The following is a 16,112-nucleotide window of genomic DNA, read 5'->3' as shown; positions in this document are numbered from 1 at the left end:
GGCATCGCGCGCATGCCTGTGCTCGGGCGCCGCGTGCCGGATTTTTGCGGGGCAAACCGCCGCCGCATGCTATCGAAATCGTTCTCCGACTCGCATACGTCTATCGAGGCAGATCGGAGCTCGACCATGACTTCAACACCCGTTGCCGGACCGCTGTTCTCGCCGCCCTTCGCCGAGGATGATGTCGCGATCGCGCAGCGCCTGCTGCGCCAGCAGGCCGGTGCTGACCTGTCGGCGGTCAAGGCAACCGCGCGGCGACTGATCGAGGGCATCCGGGCCAAGGCTTCTCGCTTTGGCGGCATCGACGATTTCCTGCAGGAATATGCGCTCTCGACCAATGAGGGGCTGGCGCTGATGGTGCTCGCGGAGGCCCTGCTGCGCGTGCCCGGGGATGAGACGGCCGACCGGCTGATCGAGGACAAGCTCGGCCGCAGCGACTTCCTGCATCACGAGACCAAGTCGCACACGCCGCTGGTGACCGCCTCGGCTTGGGCGCTCGGAATCGCGGCACGCGTGATCGCACCGAACGAGACGCCGGAGAGCGTGGTCGCCAACCTCGCGCGCAGGCTCGGGCTGCCGACGGTGCGGACTGCGGCGCGCCAGGCGATGCGACTGCTCGGCAGCCATTTCGTGCTGGGCGAGACCATCGAGCAGGCGCTCGACCGCGCCAATTCCAGCCAGGGACGGCTGTTCCGCTATTCCTTCGACATGCTCGGCGAGGGCGCGCGCACGGCCGCGGACGCCTCGCGCTACCTGCACTCCTACGCCGCTGCGATCGAGGCGATCGGCCGTGCTGCGGGCAACGCAGCGCTGCCGGAGCGGCCCGGCATTTCGGTAAAGCTGTCCGCCCTGCATCCACGATATGAGGAGATCAGCCGCGAGCGCGTTTTGCGCGAACTGGTGCCCGACGTGATCGAGCTGGCGCGCCAGGCCAAATCCTTCGACCTCAATTTCACGGTCGATGCCGAGGAAGCCGACCGGCTCGATCTCTCGATGGCGGTGATCGCGCGCGTCATCGCCGATCCCTCGCTCGCCGGCTGGGATGGCTTTGGTCTCGCCATCCAGGCCTATCAGAAGCGCGCGGAGGCGGTGATCGGCTTTATCGCCGAGCTTGCGGAGGCACACGCGCGGCGGCTGATGGTGCGTCTCGTCAAGGGCGCCTATTGGGACACCGAGATCAAGCGCGCGCAGGAGCGCGGGCTCGACGACTATCCGGTCTTCACCCGCAAGGCGATGACCGACCTGAACTACCTTGCCTGCGCGCGGCGGATGCTCGCCTTGCGCCCGCGCATCTTCCCGCAATTCGCCACCCACAACGCGATGACGGTGGCGCATATCGTCCATGCCGCGAGCGACGGCGCGGGCTACGAATTCCAGCGGCTGCACGGCATGGGCGATGCGCTCTATGCCAGCTTGCGCGAACGGCACGCCGGCATCGCCTGCCGGACCTATGCGCCGGTCGGCAAGCATCGCGATCTGCTGGCCTATCTGGTTCGCCGGCTGCTCGAGAACGGCGCCAATTCATCCTTCGTCTCCGTGGCCGCCGATCCGGATGTCCCGATCGAGCAGCTGGTGCTCAGCGAGGCCGAGATCATCGGCGATGCGGCGGCGGCACGCCATCCGAACATCGCGCGCCCCCGCGATCTCTACGGTCCCTCGCGCCGCAATTCGGCGGGCGTCGAGCTCGGGCACCATGCGTCGTTGCAGGCTCTCCTTGCGGAGGTGGCGCGCGGCCGTGCGCCCGAGGCGACCACTGCGCCGATCATCGATGGGCACGCGATCGCCGGCGCGCCACGCGCGCTCGCGAGCCCGATCGATCCGTCGCTCATCGCCGGCCATGTCGTGGACGCCGATGTCGCGGTCGCCGATCGGGCGATCGTCGCGGCCGTGTCGGGCAGCGCGGCCTGGGCCGCGACCCCGGCCGCGCGCCGGGTGCAGGCCTTGCGCCGGGCCGCCGATCTGATCGAAGCGCGCCGCGGCCGGCTGATCCACCTGCTGGCGGTCGAGGCGGGCAAGACCATCGATGATGCGATCGCGGAGGTGCGCGAAGCCGCGGATTTCTGCCGCTATTACGCCGCCGAAGGAGAGAAGCTGTTCGGCGAAGCGATCGATCTGCCCGGTCCGACCGGCGAGGCGAACAGCCTGCTGCTCAAGCCGCGCGGCGTATTCGCGGCAATCTCGCCGTGGAATTTTCCGCTTGCGATCTTCGTCGGCCAGATCGCCGCCGCGCTGATGGCCGGCAACGCCGTCGTCGCCAAGCCGGCCGAGCAGACGCCGCTGATTGGCGCGGAAACCGTGCATCTCTTGCACGAGGCGGGTGTCGCGCCGAGCGCGCTGCAGCTCGTTCCCGGAGACGGCGCGATCGGTGCGCATCTGGTTGCGCATCCCGCAATCGCCGGCGTGGTCTTCACCGGGTCCTACGAGACAGCGCGTGCCATCAACATCGCACTGGCCCATCGCGACGGGCCGATCGTGCCTTTGATCGCGGAGACCGGCGGGATCAACGCGATGGTGGTCGATTCCACCGCGCTGCCGGAGCAGGTCACGGACGACGTCATGGCCTCCGCGTTCCGCTCGGCCGGCCAGCGCTGCTCGGCCCTGCGATTGCTGTGCCTGCAGGACGACGTCGCGGACGTGGTGATCGAGATGATCATCGGTGCGGTGCGCGAACTCAGGCTCGGCGATCCCCGCGACGTCGCCACCCATATCGGCCCCGTGATCGACTCGGAGGCCAAGACGCGACTTGACGAGCACGTCGCCCGCATGACGGCAACAGCCCGCGTGCATTATGCCTGCAAGTCACCGTCGTCCGGTTATTTTGTCGCGCCACACGTCTTCGAGCTGCCTGACGTCAAGGCGCTCGACAAGGAGGTGTTCGGCCCGATCCTGCACGTCGTACGCTACCGCGACGGCGATATGGATCGCGTGCTGAGCGCGATCAGGCAGTCAGGCTATGGGCTGACCTTTGGGTTGCATTCGCGCATCACTCATCTGATCGACAAAGTCAGCCAGTTGCCGGTCGGTAACATCTACATCAACCGCAACATGATTGGTGCGGTAGTCGGCGTGCAGCCCTTCGGCGGCTGTGGCCTGTCCGGGACAGGACCGAAGGCCGGCGGGCCGCATTACCTGGCGCGCTTCGCGACCGAGCAGACTGTGACCGTCAACACTGCAGCCGCAGGTGGTAATGCGGCGCTGGCTTCGCTCGGCGATCGCTGACTGTGTCCCGCGCGACGCGTTGAGTACCCTTGTAACGAGGCGCGTATGCAACACAAAGTTGGCCTGCGCCATGATGATGTCGGCATACTAACAGCGGTAGTCCGCTTGACTTCCGAAAATCTCGATCCGGCGTAACTCATCACCCACACAGCGTTGCTCTCGCGGCACGATCGACGTCTTGCCTTCGCCTGAATTCGGACTGCTGTTCGACAAGGGTTGCGCGATTGTACGGCCCGCGGCCGGCGCTTTGACGGATCGCCACAGCGTTGACAATCTCGTTTCTGCATTCGTTGCACGTGCATCACAGCTTCAAATCTATGTGCCTGCTAGCGTGCTCATGCGCTGAGGGCAGGACGCACACAGCGCACAACTAATAAGCGCGAGTAGCGTCAGTAAGCGTGAGTAGAGTGTGGGTAGCGTGATGAAGCGAGTAGTTTTGATGGCTGCAACCCTGTTGGTTGCAGGTTCATCGGCCTTCGCGGCCGATCTGAAGCCGCCGATCGCGGTGAAAGCGCCGCCGGTGACGACGGCAATCCCGTTCAGCTGGACGGGTTGCTATCTCGGCGTCGAGGGCGGCGCCCAATGGGGACGGAGCGGGCAGACGGCGCGCTCCGGCCCTGCGTCCGGTCAGGCCCTCACCGGAGGCTACGACCTGAGCGGCGGGATCGCGGGCGGCACGGTCGGCTGCAATTACGAGTTCAGCAACAATGTCGTCATCGGCATCGAGAACGACTATTCGTGGACCGACAAGAACGGCAGTGCCCACGACCTGGCGCCGTTCAACACCAAGACGTTGAACACGACCAAGGAGAAGTGGATCGACACGCTGCGGGGCCGCATCGGCTATGCCTTCGATCGCTTGATGGTCTACGGCACCGGCGGCGTCGCGTTCGCAGGGACCGACGTCACGGTCGCCACGCCAGGCTTCGCGACGGTGACGGATTCGCAGTCGCGGACCGGCTGGGTCGCCGGTGTCGGCGGCGAATGGGCCGCCTATACCGGTCCGCTCGGCGCGCTCACGGTCAAGCTCGAATATTTGCACGCGGACTTCGGCACCTCGCGCTATGTCAACACCCCGATCGATTTCAAGGTCGGCTGCACGACCACGACCATCGTGTCGCGCGATGTCAAGCTGTCGGATGACATGGTCCGCGTCGGCGTCAACTGGAAGTTCAACGCGGACCCGGTGATCGCCGCCCGATAGGGCGTTCTACGTCACGCACCAAAATTAAGGCCTCGACGGGCGTCGGGGTCTTTTTTCATGCGCGCCGCCTTGCGGCGGCCGTGCGGGGCCACGGGAGCATCTCGTTGAGGCCGCCTCAGTCGTGCAGCGAGGTCGGCACGGCGCTCATCAGGCTCGCTGTCGCCACATTGGCGAGAATGCGGTCATTGTTGATCATGATCGGCGCCGACAGCACGTCGCGCAAATGCCGGCTGAGCGAGAACTCGCCGTCATTGCGATAGCCCGACAGGCCACAGGTGCGCATCGCGCTCATCACGGTCTCGACCGCGAGCTCGGAGGCTTCGACCTTCAGCAGTGTGATGGACGATTGGAAGTCGAGTGAGCTCAAGGCGCGCTCATCGTATTCATGGGTGATGAAGGCATTCATGTTGGCGGAGATCACCGCGCGCAACTTGGCGAGCGACATCTTCGCCGTGGTAAAATGCGCCGCCGTCGGCGGTGTCTGCCCGCCCGCGCTGCGCACCGCCTTGCGGATGAAGCGGTGCGCCCGCTGCACGGCGGCGGCGGCGATGCCGGCCCAGGCCGACGACCAGGTAAGATGCGCGAACGGCGTCATGGTCTGGGCGTTGACGCGGTCATAGGGCTCGGCAAACACCCGATCGGTCGGGCAGCTCACCTTCAGCTCGAATCCGGTCGAACAGGTGCCGCGCATGCCGAGCGCCTCCCACCCAGACGTGCACTTCAATGAATAGTCGCCCTTGACCAGCGCCAGCAGCACCTGGTCGGAAGCCGCCGCATCACTGGCGCGACGGGCAACGGTGACGAGGCCGTCCGCCGCGGCGCCATAGGACATCACGGCGGCCTCGCGCAGCAGCGTAATCCCGTCGTCGTTCCGGCTGATCGCGGCGGCGCTGGCGCGGAGGTTGCCGCCGTTCTGGCCTTCGGTGGTCGACGATGCGAGCAGCAGCTGCTCGCGCGCGATCCGGCGCATCAGCGCTTCCATATAGGGATTGCCGCGGCCGTGGCGTACCAGGCAGGCGACCTGGGTCTGGTGGATGGCGAAGATCATCGCGGTGGAGGCGCAGGCGCGGCCGAGCGTGTAGCAGACATCGGCGATATCATGGATCGTTGCGCCGAAGCCGCCGAATTCCACGGGGATCTGCATGCCGAGCAGCTTCTGCTCGCGCGCCGCGTCGATCGCGGATGTCGGAAATCGGCCTTCGCGATCCACGGCCTCGGCCTCAGTCGCGGCCAGCGCGGCAACAGCGGCCGTGCGTTGCATGAACAGCGAGCCGCGATCGAGCAGCAACTGTTCCGCATCGCCGGAAAGATTACGAAGCGTGGTTTCCTGAACGTTCATGACCGACCCGACCTCTGCAATTGCCGGTGTTGAACGGATCGGCGCGCATGCTCGCAATGCGACGCCGATACCCGGCATGTCTCGCTTTGCGCGCAAGGCTAGGGATTTGATTCAAATACGTCGACGACATTCAGGGCGAGCAAAGTGCAATCCCGACGCCGAGGTTAATGTCTGGTGTTCGCAATCACGGCAATTGTCGCAGGCGCGTTAGCCTGAAGACCAAATCCAGCGGCAAGACTCGGATCACGCCGACACCTTCCGACGGTCCAGATGCTGAAGCACTGGTCGCGGAACTGCCGCAGGCGGCCTGAGCGGATTTCGGGGAGCCTCGTGCCGCGGCCCACCCGATCGCTTCTTTGCGAAGGCATCACGCTGCCGCCGCTGTTTTCAACCGGCCGCAAAACTGGCATAGCTCACCTGGCGCGTGACGCGAGGTGAGCATGACACAGGCGGTGCTGGGCATCATTGGCGGTTCGGGCATTTACGATCTGCCGGGACTGGAAGATGCGCGCGAGGAGGTGATTGCGACCCCCTGGGGTGAGCCCTCGGCGCCGCTGCGCCGTGGCAGCCTCGCCGGGCTTCCGATCGTGTTCCTGCCGCGCCACGACAAGGGCCATCGGCTATCGCCCTCCGACATCAACTACCGCGCCAACGTCGACGTGCTGAAGCGCGCAGGGGTGACCGATCTGATCTCGCTATCGGCCTGCGGTTCGTTCAAGGAGGAGCTGCCGCCGGGCACTTTCGTGCTGGTCGACCAGTTCGTCGACCGCACCCACAAGCGGGAAAGCTCGTTCTTCGGCAAGGGCTGTGTCGCCCATGTCTCGATGGCGCATCCGGTCTCGCCACGGCTCCGCATCCATTTGGCAGCGGCGGCCGAGGCGGAGGAGATCGCGATCGCGCGCGGCGGCACTTATCTCTGCATGGAGGGGCCGCAATTCTCGACGCTCGCCGAGAGCCTGACCTACAAGCAGCTTGGTTATTCCGTGATCGGCATGACCAACATGCCGGAAGCCAAGCTCGCCCGCGAGGCCGAGATCTGCTACGCCAGCGTGGCGATGGTGACGGATTTCGATTGCTGGCATCCGGATCACGACGCGGTCACGGTGCAGGACATTATCCGCGTGCTGAACGCGAATGCGGACAAGGCCAAGCGCCTGGTTGCGCGGCTTGCCAAGGATTTTCCGCGCGAGCACGAGCCGTGCCCGATCGGCTCGGATCGTGCGCTCGACACGGCTTTGATCACGGCGCCGGAGGCACGCGATCGGGAGCTCCTGAAGAAGCTCGATGCGGTCGCAGGCCGGGTGCTGCGGAACTCAAGTGAGGGCGCGCCATGAAGGTCGACGGCAAGCACTATCGGAGCATCTGGCTCGATGCCGATGGCTGGTCGGTCGCTGCGATCGACCAGAGGCGTCTGCCGCATGAATTCATCGTTGCCAAGATCACGACCTGCGAGGAGGCGGCCGAGGCGATTCGCTCGATGCTGGTGCGCGGTGCGCCGCTGATCGGCGCCACCGCCGCGTTCGGCATGGCGCTCGCCATGCGTGACGATCGCTCCGACGCTGGTATCGACCGCGCCTACCAGATGCTGATCGCGACGCGTCCGACTGCGATCAACCTGAAATGGGCGCTTGACACGATGGCGACGATGCTGCGGCGGCTGGCGCCGTCGGAGCGACGCGACGCGGCGTACTCACGCGCCGTCGATATTGCCGGCGAGGACGTCACCATCAACCAGGGCATCGCCAGCCATGGCGCGGCGCTGATCGAGAAGATGGCTGCGGCCAGGAAACCCGGCGAGACGGTCAATGTGCTGACCCATTGCAACGCCGGCTGGCTCGCGACGGTGGATTGGGGCACGGCGACCGCGCCGATCTATCTGGCGCATGACCGCGGCATTAAGGTCCATGTCTGGGTCGACGAGACCCGCCCGCGCAATCAGGGCGCTTCGCTGACCGCCTGGGAACTTGGCCACCACGGCGTTCCCCACACCGTCATCCCCGATAACACCGGCGGCCATCTGATGCAGCATGGCATGGTCGATCTCGCCATTGTCGGCACCGACCGCGTCGCTGCCAATGGCGACGTCTGCAACAAGATCGGCACCTACCTGAAGGCGCTGGCGGCGCACGACAATGGCGTGCCGTTCTATGTCGCGTTGCCCTCGCCGACCATCGACTTTGCGGTTGCTGAGGGGCGGCAGATCCCGATCGAGCAGCGCGATGCGCGGGAAGTGAGCGAGATGACCGGCCGCACCAGGGAGGGCCGCATCGAGACGGTGCGGATCGTGCCGGAGGGCTCCCCGGTCGCCAATTACGGCTTCGACGTCACGCCGGCACGGCTGGTGACCGGACTGATCACCGAGCGCGGCGTGCTGGAGGCCGATGGCGCAGCGCTGGCCGCAGCGTTCCCGGAGCGGGCGAGGCAGACGAACTACTAGCCGTTTCCGTCATTGCGAGGAGCGCAAGCGACGAAGCAATCCAGAATCCTTCTTTGGCTCTAGATTGCTTCGCTTCGCTCGCAATGACGGTTAGGTTGGGTCTGTAGCCCGCGTGAGCGTTAGCGATACGCGGGACTTGAAGTCCCGGATGTCGCTGCGCTCATCCGGGCTACACAAGCGTCGCTTTGTTCGCGATGAGGACTAGGTAAGCTTCAATCCGGTTACCGCTTCCAACTCAGCGACCGCCTGCGGGCCGCTCGTGACCTTGATCGTGGTCATGCCCATCGCGCGCGCGGGCTTTAAGTTGACGCCGAGATCGTCGAGATAAATGCAATTGATCGGATCGACGCCAAGCGCCTCCACCATCATCTGGTAGATGCGCGGATCGGGCTTGCGGAGGCCGATCTTTGCGGACTCGATGACATGATTGAACAGCACCATCACCTCCGCGACATAGAGCGAGCGCCCGCTCTGGCTGCCGATCGCATTGGCCGGCAGGTTGTTGGTGATGCAGCCGGTCCTGAACCTGGCGCTGATGCGCTTCAGCGCCTCGACCATCTCGGGGCGGAGATCGCCTGACAGCAGCGGCAGCACCTCGCGACCGCGCACCTCCGCGCCGCCGAGGGCGAGCGACTCCGCCGCGAACAGGCGGTCGAAAGTATCGATGTCGATTTCGGCGCGCTCGAACTTGGCCCAGGCGTTCTCCAGATGGTTGGCGGCATTGGTGTTGCGGATGATGTCGAGCGGATAGCCGCGCTCCTTCTCGAAGCGTGCGAACGCCTCGAACGGCGAAGTGGTCAGCACGCCGCCAAAGTCAAAGATCACCGCCTCGATCATCGCGCTCCTCACTGTGTTTTCTGTTCTCCGCAGCGCTAACACGGCGCGCGAAGCTTGGCGATATCGGTGCGAGCGGCTATTGCTGGGCCGATGAAGCACATCCTGCCCATGGCCGTGATCGCGGCGCTCGTGACGGCATCTCCCGCGTTTGCCATCGTCGGCGGCGCGCCACCGTTGGCGGAGGGCATCGGCCGTTCGATTGTCACCATCGTCGGATCGCGCGGCACGTTCTGCAGTGGCGCGCTGATCGCGCCGAAACTGGTGCTGACCGCAGGCCATTGCGTGCAGCCGGGTACCGATTACCGCATCGTGGAATACGATGCCGCTCACAAGCCGCAGCTCAAGGCGGTGCGCCGTGCCGTGGCGCATCCCGGCTTCAACATGCAGGCTATTCTGGCGCATCGCGCCAGCGCCGACGTGGCCTTGCTGGAACTCGAGGCGCCGACCAAGGACGGCGCGCCCGTCGCGCTCGGCATGCCCAGGCTTCCGCTTGAGTTCGGCAACGCCTTCATGATTGCCGGCATCGGCGTCACCATTCGCGGCGACGGAAAAAGCGGCGGTGTGGTGCGCGCTGCGCCGCTAGTGGCGACCGGCAAGCCAGGCACCTTGCAGATCAGGCTGGTTGATCCGACGACGCAAGGTTCGAAAGAAGGGCTGGGAGCCTGCACCGGCGATTCCGGTGGGCCGTTGTTCGAGCAGCAATCAGGCGGTCAGGTGATCGTCGGCGTCATTTCCTGGTCGACCGGCGCTGGCGGCAGCGCAGGCTGCGGCGGCATGACCGGCACCACGCCGCTGACGCTTTATCGCGACTGGATCGTGCAGACCGCGCGTCAATGGGGCATGCCGCTCGGTGGAAATTGACGCATCGATCAGGCGCATGGATCTCAGGTCATGATAGTTGACCATTGCCGCGATAACGTTCAGCCTGACGCAACAGAGGAAACGACAATAGCCAAATCAAGAAGCCCAAGGACCAGCCACGCCCATGAACGTCATGGCACCCATCCGCGACGCATCCGTCTCGCAAGGCGTCGAGCATTTCGAGATCCTGATCGTCGGCGCCGGCATCTCCGGCATCGGCAGCGCCTACCAGCTGACCAGGCGTTTGCCCGAGAAGAGCTTCGTCATCCTGGAAAGCCAGGAGAGCTTTGGCGGCACCTGGCGCACGCACCGCTATCCCGGCATCCGCTCTGACAGCGACCTGCACACCTTCGGCTACAGCTTCAAGCCATGGGTGGGGCCGCCGATCGCGACCGCCGACGAGATCCTCTCCTACATGGGCGAGGTGATCGCAGAGAACAACCTCGGTCGCCACATTCGCTATGGGCACAAGATCATATCCGCGAGCTGGTCGAGCACGGACAACCTCTGGACCATCTCCGCGCTGAAGGACGACGAGCAGGTCAGGTTCACCGCGAATTTCCTCTGGATGTGCCAGGGCTACTATCGGCATTCCCAAGGCTACACGCCGGAATGGCCCGACATGGCGAAGTTCAAGGGCCGCATCGTGCACCCGCAGAGCTGGCCTGAGGACATCGAGCTGGCGGACAAGAAGGTGGTCGTGATCGGATCGGGCGCCACGGTCGCGACTCTGATTCCGTCGATCGCCGGCCAATGCGCGCATGTCACGATGCTGCAGCGTTCGCCGACCTATTTTCGCATCGGCCGCAACGTGATCGAGCTGGCGCAGGAACTGCGCAAGCTGCAGGTCAAAGAGGAGTGGGTCCACGAGATCGTGCGGCGCAAGATCCTGTTCGAGCAGGATGCCTTCACCAAGCGCTGCCTCGCCGAGCCGGACAAGGTGGCGAAGGAGCTGATTGGCCAGATCGCCGCCATCGTCGGCGAGGACTATGCCGCCAAGCATTTCACGCCGAGCTATCGGCCGTGGCGGCAGCGTCTGGCTTTCCTGCCGAATGCCGACATGTTCGAGAGCATCAGGGATGGCAAGGCCGCCGTCGTGACCGATGAGATCGCGCGCTTCACCGCTGATGGCATCAGACTGAAGTCGGGCGGCGAGCTGCAGGCCGATATCATCGTCACCGCGACCGGCTTCAATCTTTGCGTGCTCGGCGATATCGCCTTCACGATCGACGGCAAGCCGCTCGCGTTCGGTGATACCGTGACCTACCGCGGCATGATGTTCACGGGCGTGCCGAACATGGCCTGGGTGTTCGGCTATTTCCGCGCCAGCTGGACGCTTCGCACTGATTTGGTCGCCGATTTCGTCTGCCGGCTGCTGACCCATATGGATGAGAAGGGCGCGAAAAAAGTGGTGCCGGCGCTGCGGCCGGAGGACCACAACATGCCGCTGTTGTCCTGGATCGACCCGGAGAATTTCAATCCCGGCTACATGATGCGCGACATGCATTTGTTGCCCAAGCGCGGCGACAAGCCGGAATGGCAGCATAGCCAGGATTACTGGACCGAGAAGGATGAAATCCCGGCGATCGATCTGGAGGACAAGGCATTCGTGTATAGTTGAGACCTGCGCGGACGCTATCGTCATTGCGAGCGAAGCGAAGCAATCCAGCATGGCTTGTTCGGCTCTGGATTGCTTCGTCGCTTCGCTCCTCGCAATGACGGAAACGGATTCACACTTCGCGTATTGACCACGCCGTGGCGTCAAACGCAGAGGTCGTCCCCGCGAACGCGGGGACCCATAGCCACAGGCGGATGTTGTTGCACGAAAGCGGCAATACCAGCGTGCTCCCCTCATGCATCGCGCGGTATGGGCTCGGGTCTGCGCTCGCTTTGCTCGCTTGCCCGGGACGACAGTGGTGAGCTACGTCTCCCTCCGCGCAGCCCCCGTTGCGATTGCCGCTGCCGCGGTGCGGTTCTCGACGCCGAGCTTGGCGTAGATCTGCTCCAGATGCTTGTCGATGGTGCGGGGGCTGAGGCCCAAAATCTGCGCGATGTCGCGATTGGTCTTGCCCTTGGAGAGCCAGGACAGCACCTCGCCCTCACGCGTCGTGAGACCGAATTCGCTTGAGAACGCTGGCGGCGCGCTGGTCTGCTCCTTGGCCAGCCGCAACAGGAATTCGTTCGTTCCTGCGCTTCCCATGTAGTGCAGCTTCAGCTCTGGGTGATCGGGAATTGCAGCGGCGGTCTTCGTCCCACCATTGCCTTCCTGTGCTTGCTCGAGCCATTGTCGGAGCGGCTCCGGCAGCACCACGTCCTCGGCCGCACCGGGGCCAAAGCTGTCCGACAACAGCTTCTGCGCCTGCGGCGTCGCCCATATGATGCGGCCGTCGCGGCCCACCGCAAGCAGGAAGCGACCGGAGACATCGAGCGCGGCGCGCGCGCTCTGCGTCATCCGCGCATTCGCCAGATGCACGCGAATGCGCGCCAGCATCTCCTCGACGACGATCGGCTTGGTGACATAGTCGACACCGCCGGCATCCAGCCCGCGTACGATGTGCTCGGTCTCGGCAAGCCCGGTCATGAAGATGACAGGGACATTGCTGAGGCCCGCATCGCGCTTCAGCCGGCGGCAGGTCTCGAAGCCGTCCATGCCGGGCATCACCGCATCGAGCAGGATGATATCGGGCGTGATCTGGTCGACGATGCGCATCGCTGCCGCACCGTCGAGCGCGACCATCACCGTCATGCCGACGCCATCGAGGGCGTCGGTCAGCAGCCGCAGGGTCTCCGGCGAGTCGTCGACGACGAGCGCGACATCGCGCTTTCTGGCCTCAATGCTCATAGGCATGCAGCGTCTTCAGGGTTGCCATGTACTGGTCGAGATCGAAGCGATCGATCAGCGCGCGCATATGGGTGACGAAATCGATGTGCTCGGGATGCGCGCTGCCGATGTCGTCGAGCTTGAGCTGGATCGCCCTGATGTAGCCGATCCGGCCGAGCCCCATCAGCTCCTCGACAAAGTGCAGCGGCGGCCGCGGATCGCTCTCGGGGCGCCAATTCGGCGCGACGACGATATCGGTTTCATAGGTCCATTCCAGCTTGAGCAACTGGCGGATGGCCTCCAGGAGCCGCGGGATGTCGATCGGCTTCATCAGATAGCCATCGTGGAATGGCTGGGCCAGCGGCCGGCCGTGCGCCTCCAAGGCAGATGCCGACGTCATCAGGATGCGGGCGTGGTGATGGCCGCCCGCGCGCAGGGTCTCGGCCACGGTCCAGCCGTCCATGCCCGGCATCGAGATGTCGAGAATGAACAGATCAGGCTGGCAATGCTGGGCAAGCGCGAGACAGCCCGGGCCGTCTGGCGCGCTCAGCAGGATGAAGCCGAGCGGCGTCAGCACCTCGCGCAGGAGATCGCGATGCACCGGATCGTCGTCGGTGACCAGGATGGTCTTGCGCGCGCCGAGATAGCCTGAGACCGGCGCCTTCACCGGCGCGTGGCGGGTCGGATTGACGACCTCGGAGAGCAGGATCTTGACGCGGAAATTGCTGCCGGTGCCGACCTGGCTCGTCACCTTGATGTCGCCGCCCATCACGCCCGCGAGCAGGCGGCTGATCGTGAGGCCCAGCCCCGTGCCGGTCTGCGGCTGGCTGGCGCCGAGCGCGCCGCGCTCGAACGGCGCGAAGATGCGCTCGAGATCATCACTCTGAATGCCGGGGCCGGTATCGATCACTTCGAACTCGGCGACCGGGCTGCGATAATGCACGAGGAACTGCACGCTGCCGGCCTGCGTGAACTTGATGGCGTTGGACAGCAGATTGATCAGGATCTGGCGCAGCCGCTTCTCGTCGGCATAGACGACGAGCGGCAGCACCGCCGGCCGCTTGAACATGAAGTCGATGCCCTTCGCTGCGGCCTGCAGGCGGAACATGCCGACCAGCTGGTCGAGGAATTCGCTCAAGCGAACCTCGTCGCGCGACAAATAGAGCCGCCCCGCCTCGATCTTGGAGATGTCAAGGATGCCGTCGATCAGGCCGGAGAGGTGGTCGGCGCTGCGCCTGACGACGCGCACCTGGTCGCGCGGCTTTGGCGGAAGGCTATTGTCGTGTTCCAGCAGCTGCGCGTAGCCGGAGATCGCATTCAGCGGCGAGCGCAGCTCGTGGCTGAGGCCGACTACATAGCGGCTCTTGGCGAGGTTGGCGGATTCCGCCACCTCCTTGGCGCGCTGCAGCTCGGCGTCGGTGCGCTTATGCGCCTCGATCTCGGCGATCAAGAGCGCGGTCTGCCGCCGCGTCTCGGCCTCCGCCGCGCGGCGGCTCTGCTGCGCCAGCACGAACAGCCAAGCCACCACGCCGATGATGATGGACAGTGCAAAGAACACCTTCCACAGCACGTCCGAGACCAGCGGCCTATCGGCCGGCGCCGTTGCGGTGGTCTCCAGATAGATCATGCCTAGCGTCAGCGCGACCAGGCCGGCTGAACTGACGAACACGCCCATGTAGTGGCCGAGCTGTGAGTTGAGCCGGGCCAGCATCCGCTGCGGCAGCATGCCCTCGAGCGCCGCTGCAAGCTGCGCCTGCACCCGCGCATGCGGCTTGCACAGGTCATGGCAGCGCGCATCGAGCGAGCAGCACAGCGAGCAGATCGGGCCGGCATAGGCCGGGCAGGAGGTGGTGTCCTCAGGCTCGAAATGATGCTCGCAGATGCAGCACTGGATCTGCGCGATGTCCTGCCAACTCCGCTTCGGCTTGCGCGCGATGTAGTATTTTCCGTCGGTCACGTAGGCGATGATCGGCGCCGCGACGAAGGCGACCGAGAGCGCAACGAAAGCTGACAGCGCCTTCGCGGTCGGGCCGAACAGGCCGTAGAATGCGCTGATCGAAACGATGGTCGCGATGGTCATGGCACCGACGCCGACCGGATTGACATCGTAGAGGTGCGCGCGCTTGAACTCCATGTGTCGCGGCCGCAGGCCGAGCGGCCTGTTGACGACGAGGTCGGAGACCAGCGCACCCATCCAGGCGATCGCGACGTTGGAATACAGCGCAAGCGTCTGCTCCAGCGCCTTGTAGACGCCGATCTCCATGAGCAGAAGAGCTACGACGACGTTGAACACCAGCCAGACTACGCGGCCGGGATGGCTATGGGTTAGCCGCGAGAAGAAGTTCGACCAAGCGATCGAGCCGGCATAGGCGTTTGTGACGTTGATCTTGAGCTGCGACAGGATCACGAAGGTGCCGGTGAGCGCCAGCGCCAACTCCGGCCGCGCCAGCACGTAGCGGAAGGCCTCGAGATACATTTGCGCGGGCTCGGCGGCATGCTCGGCCGGCACGCCATGGATCAGCGCGAAATAGGCCAGGAACGAGCCGGCCAGCAGCTTCAGCGCGCCGAGCACGATCCAGCCTGGGCCCGCGCCGAGCAGCGCCAGCCACCACGACGTTTTCGAGGTGCGGCGGTCGCGCGGCAAAAAGCGCAGGAAGTCGACTTGCTCGCCGATCTGCGCCACCAGCGAGAACACGACGGAGGCCGCGGTGCCGAACAGCATGAGATCGAGATGGCCGCCGGCATCGCCATGCTGGCCGGGGAATTCCGTCCAGGTGACGAAGGAACGCGGATTGGCATAAGCGATCGCGGCAAAGGGAGCGATATGCAGCACCACCCAGAGCGGCTGCGTCCAGAGCTGAAAGCGGCTGATCAAGGTGATGCCGTGCGTCACCAAGGGAATGATGACGATGGCGCTGATGAGGTAGCCGACCGGGCGCGGGATGCCGAAGCACATCTCCAGCGCCGAGGCGAGGATGACAGCTTCGATCGCGAAAAATATGAAGGTGAAGCTGGCATAGATCAGCGAGGTGACGGTCGAGCCGATATAGCCGAAGCCGGCGCCGCGGGTCAGCAGGTCAATGTCGATGCCGCATTTCGCGGCATGGTAGGCGATCGGCAGCCCGCAGCAGAAGATGATGGCGCTGACGATCAGGATGGCGGCGCTGGCATTGGTAACTCCGTAGTTCAGCGTGATGGTGCCGCCGATCGCCTCCAGCGCCAGGAAGGAGATTGCGCCTAGCGCCGTATTGGCGACGCGGGCGGCGGACCAGCGCCGCGCGCTCTTGGCCGTGAAGCGGAGCGCGTAGTCCTCCAGCGTCTGGTTGGCAACCCACTGATTATACTGGCGCCTGACACGGTCGATCCGCTGCCGCCCTGCCACCTCAAAACTCCT

The 16,112-nt window shown here is 64.9% G+C and carries 10 protein-coding genes; 6 read left to right on the top strand and 4 right to left on the bottom strand.

Annotated features, from left to right (window positions below; all coding sequences use genetic code 11):
• Nucleotides 1-126 precede the first annotated feature (126 nt).
• Both putA and P6U24_RS34930 read left to right on the top strand, forming a co-directional pair.
• A complete protein-coding gene (gene putA, locus P6U24_RS34935) occupies nucleotides 127-3,219 on the top strand; it encodes a bifunctional proline dehydrogenase/L-glutamate gamma-semialdehyde dehydrogenase PutA (protein WP_407156919.1) in 3,093 nt (1,030 codons plus the stop codon).
• 439 nt (nucleotides 3,220-3,658) lie between these two features.
• Entirely contained in the window at nucleotides 3,659-4,423 is a 765-nt protein-coding gene (locus P6U24_RS34930; RefSeq protein ID WP_407156918.1) for an outer membrane protein, read from the top strand.
• Between the two features lie 115 nt (nucleotides 4,424-4,538).
• On the opposite strand, the gene P6U24_RS34925 is transcribed toward P6U24_RS34930, so the two are convergent.
• The gene (locus P6U24_RS34925; RefSeq protein ID WP_407156917.1) at nucleotides 4,539-5,762 is read right to left on the bottom strand and encodes an acyl-CoA dehydrogenase family protein; all 1,224 of its coding nucleotides are present in this window, start codon (nucleotides 5,760-5,762) and stop codon (nucleotides 4,539-4,541) included.
• A gap of 440 nt (nucleotides 5,763-6,202) precedes the next feature.
• Here P6U24_RS34925 and P6U24_RS34920 point away from each other — a divergent pair, with 440 nt between their 5' ends.
• Nucleotides 6,203-7,096, top strand: a complete 894-nt coding sequence (locus P6U24_RS34920) for an S-methyl-5'-thioadenosine phosphorylase (protein ID WP_407156916.1) — start codon at nucleotides 6,203-6,205, stop codon at nucleotides 7,094-7,096.
• Nucleotides 7,093-8,199: an S-methyl-5-thioribose-1-phosphate isomerase gene (gene mtnA / locus P6U24_RS34915; RefSeq protein WP_407156915.1), complete on the top strand. Its 1,107-nt coding sequence runs from the start codon at nucleotides 7,093-7,095 to the stop codon at nucleotides 8,197-8,199. The genes P6U24_RS34920 and mtnA overlap by 4 nt, the downstream gene beginning before the upstream one ends.
• A 201-nt stretch (nucleotides 8,200-8,400) precedes the next feature.
• On the opposite strand, the gene P6U24_RS34910 is transcribed toward mtnA, so the two are convergent.
• Nucleotides 8,401-9,036, bottom strand: a complete 636-nt coding sequence (locus P6U24_RS34910; RefSeq protein ID WP_407156914.1) for an HAD-IA family hydrolase — start codon at nucleotides 9,034-9,036, stop codon at nucleotides 8,401-8,403.
• Between the two features lie 90 nt (nucleotides 9,037-9,126).
• On the opposite strand from P6U24_RS34910, the gene P6U24_RS34905 reads away from it, so the two are divergent.
• Together P6U24_RS34905 and P6U24_RS34900 are read left to right on the top strand one after the other, a co-directional pair.
• On the top strand, nucleotides 9,127-9,897 hold the full coding sequence (locus tag P6U24_RS34905; protein ID WP_407156913.1) for a S1 family peptidase: 771 nt from the start codon (nucleotides 9,127-9,129) through the stop codon (nucleotides 9,895-9,897).
• 124 nt (nucleotides 9,898-10,021) lie between these two features.
• Nucleotides 10,022-11,518, top strand: a complete 1,497-nt coding sequence (locus P6U24_RS34900) for a flavin-containing monooxygenase (protein WP_407156912.1) — start codon at nucleotides 10,022-10,024, stop codon at nucleotides 11,516-11,518.
• Nucleotides 11,519-11,818: 300 nt separating this feature from the next.
• On the opposite strand, the gene P6U24_RS34895 is transcribed toward P6U24_RS34900, so the two are convergent.
• Together P6U24_RS34895 and P6U24_RS34890 are read right to left on the bottom strand one after the other, a co-directional pair.
• The gene (locus P6U24_RS34895) at nucleotides 11,819-12,739 is read right to left on the bottom strand and encodes a response regulator (RefSeq protein WP_407160699.1); all 921 of its coding nucleotides are present in this window, start codon (nucleotides 12,737-12,739) and stop codon (nucleotides 11,819-11,821) included.
• Complete coding sequence (locus P6U24_RS34890) at nucleotides 12,729-16,100, bottom strand: ATP-binding protein (protein WP_407156911.1); 3,372 nt, start codon at nucleotides 16,098-16,100, stop codon at nucleotides 12,729-12,731. The genes P6U24_RS34895 and P6U24_RS34890 overlap by 11 nt, the downstream gene beginning before the upstream one ends.
• Nucleotides 16,101-16,112: the final 12 nt, after the last annotated feature.

The organism is Bradyrhizobium sp. STM 3557, from assembly GCF_045571465.1.
In the GTDB taxonomy this organism is placed as follows: domain Bacteria; phylum Pseudomonadota; class Alphaproteobacteria; order Rhizobiales; family Xanthobacteraceae; genus Bradyrhizobium.
Note: the sequence above shows the minus strand (reverse complement) of the source record. Positions and strands in the feature narration are given on the sequence as shown.

Coding starts and splice junctions, on each gene's coding strand:
- P6U24_RS34920 (WP_407156916.1), top strand. CDS start 6,203: ATGACACAGGCGGTGCTGGGCATCATTGGCGGTTCGGGCATTTACGAT.
- P6U24_RS34910 (WP_407156914.1), bottom strand. CDS start 9,036: ATGATCGAGGCGGTGATCTTTGACTTTGGCGGCGTGCTGACCACTTCG.
- P6U24_RS34900 (WP_407156912.1), top strand. CDS start 10,022: ATGAACGTCATGGCACCCATCCGCGACGCATCCGTCTCGCAAGGCGTC.
- mtnA (WP_407156915.1), top strand. CDS start 7,093: ATGAAGGTCGACGGCAAGCACTATCGGAGCATCTGGCTCGATGCCGAT.
- putA (WP_407156919.1), top strand. CDS start 127: ATGACTTCAACACCCGTTGCCGGACCGCTGTTCTCGCCGCCCTTCGCC.
- P6U24_RS34930 (WP_407156918.1), top strand. CDS start 3,659: ATGGCTGCAACCCTGTTGGTTGCAGGTTCATCGGCCTTCGCGGCCGAT.
- P6U24_RS34905 (WP_407156913.1), top strand. CDS start 9,127: ATGAAGCACATCCTGCCCATGGCCGTGATCGCGGCGCTCGTGACGGCA.
- P6U24_RS34895 (WP_407160699.1), bottom strand. CDS start 12,739: ATGAGCATTGAGGCCAGAAAGCGCGATGTCGCGCTCGTCGTCGACGAC.
- P6U24_RS34925 (WP_407156917.1), bottom strand. CDS start 5,762: ATGAACGTTCAGGAAACCACGCTTCGTAATCTTTCCGGCGATGCGGAA.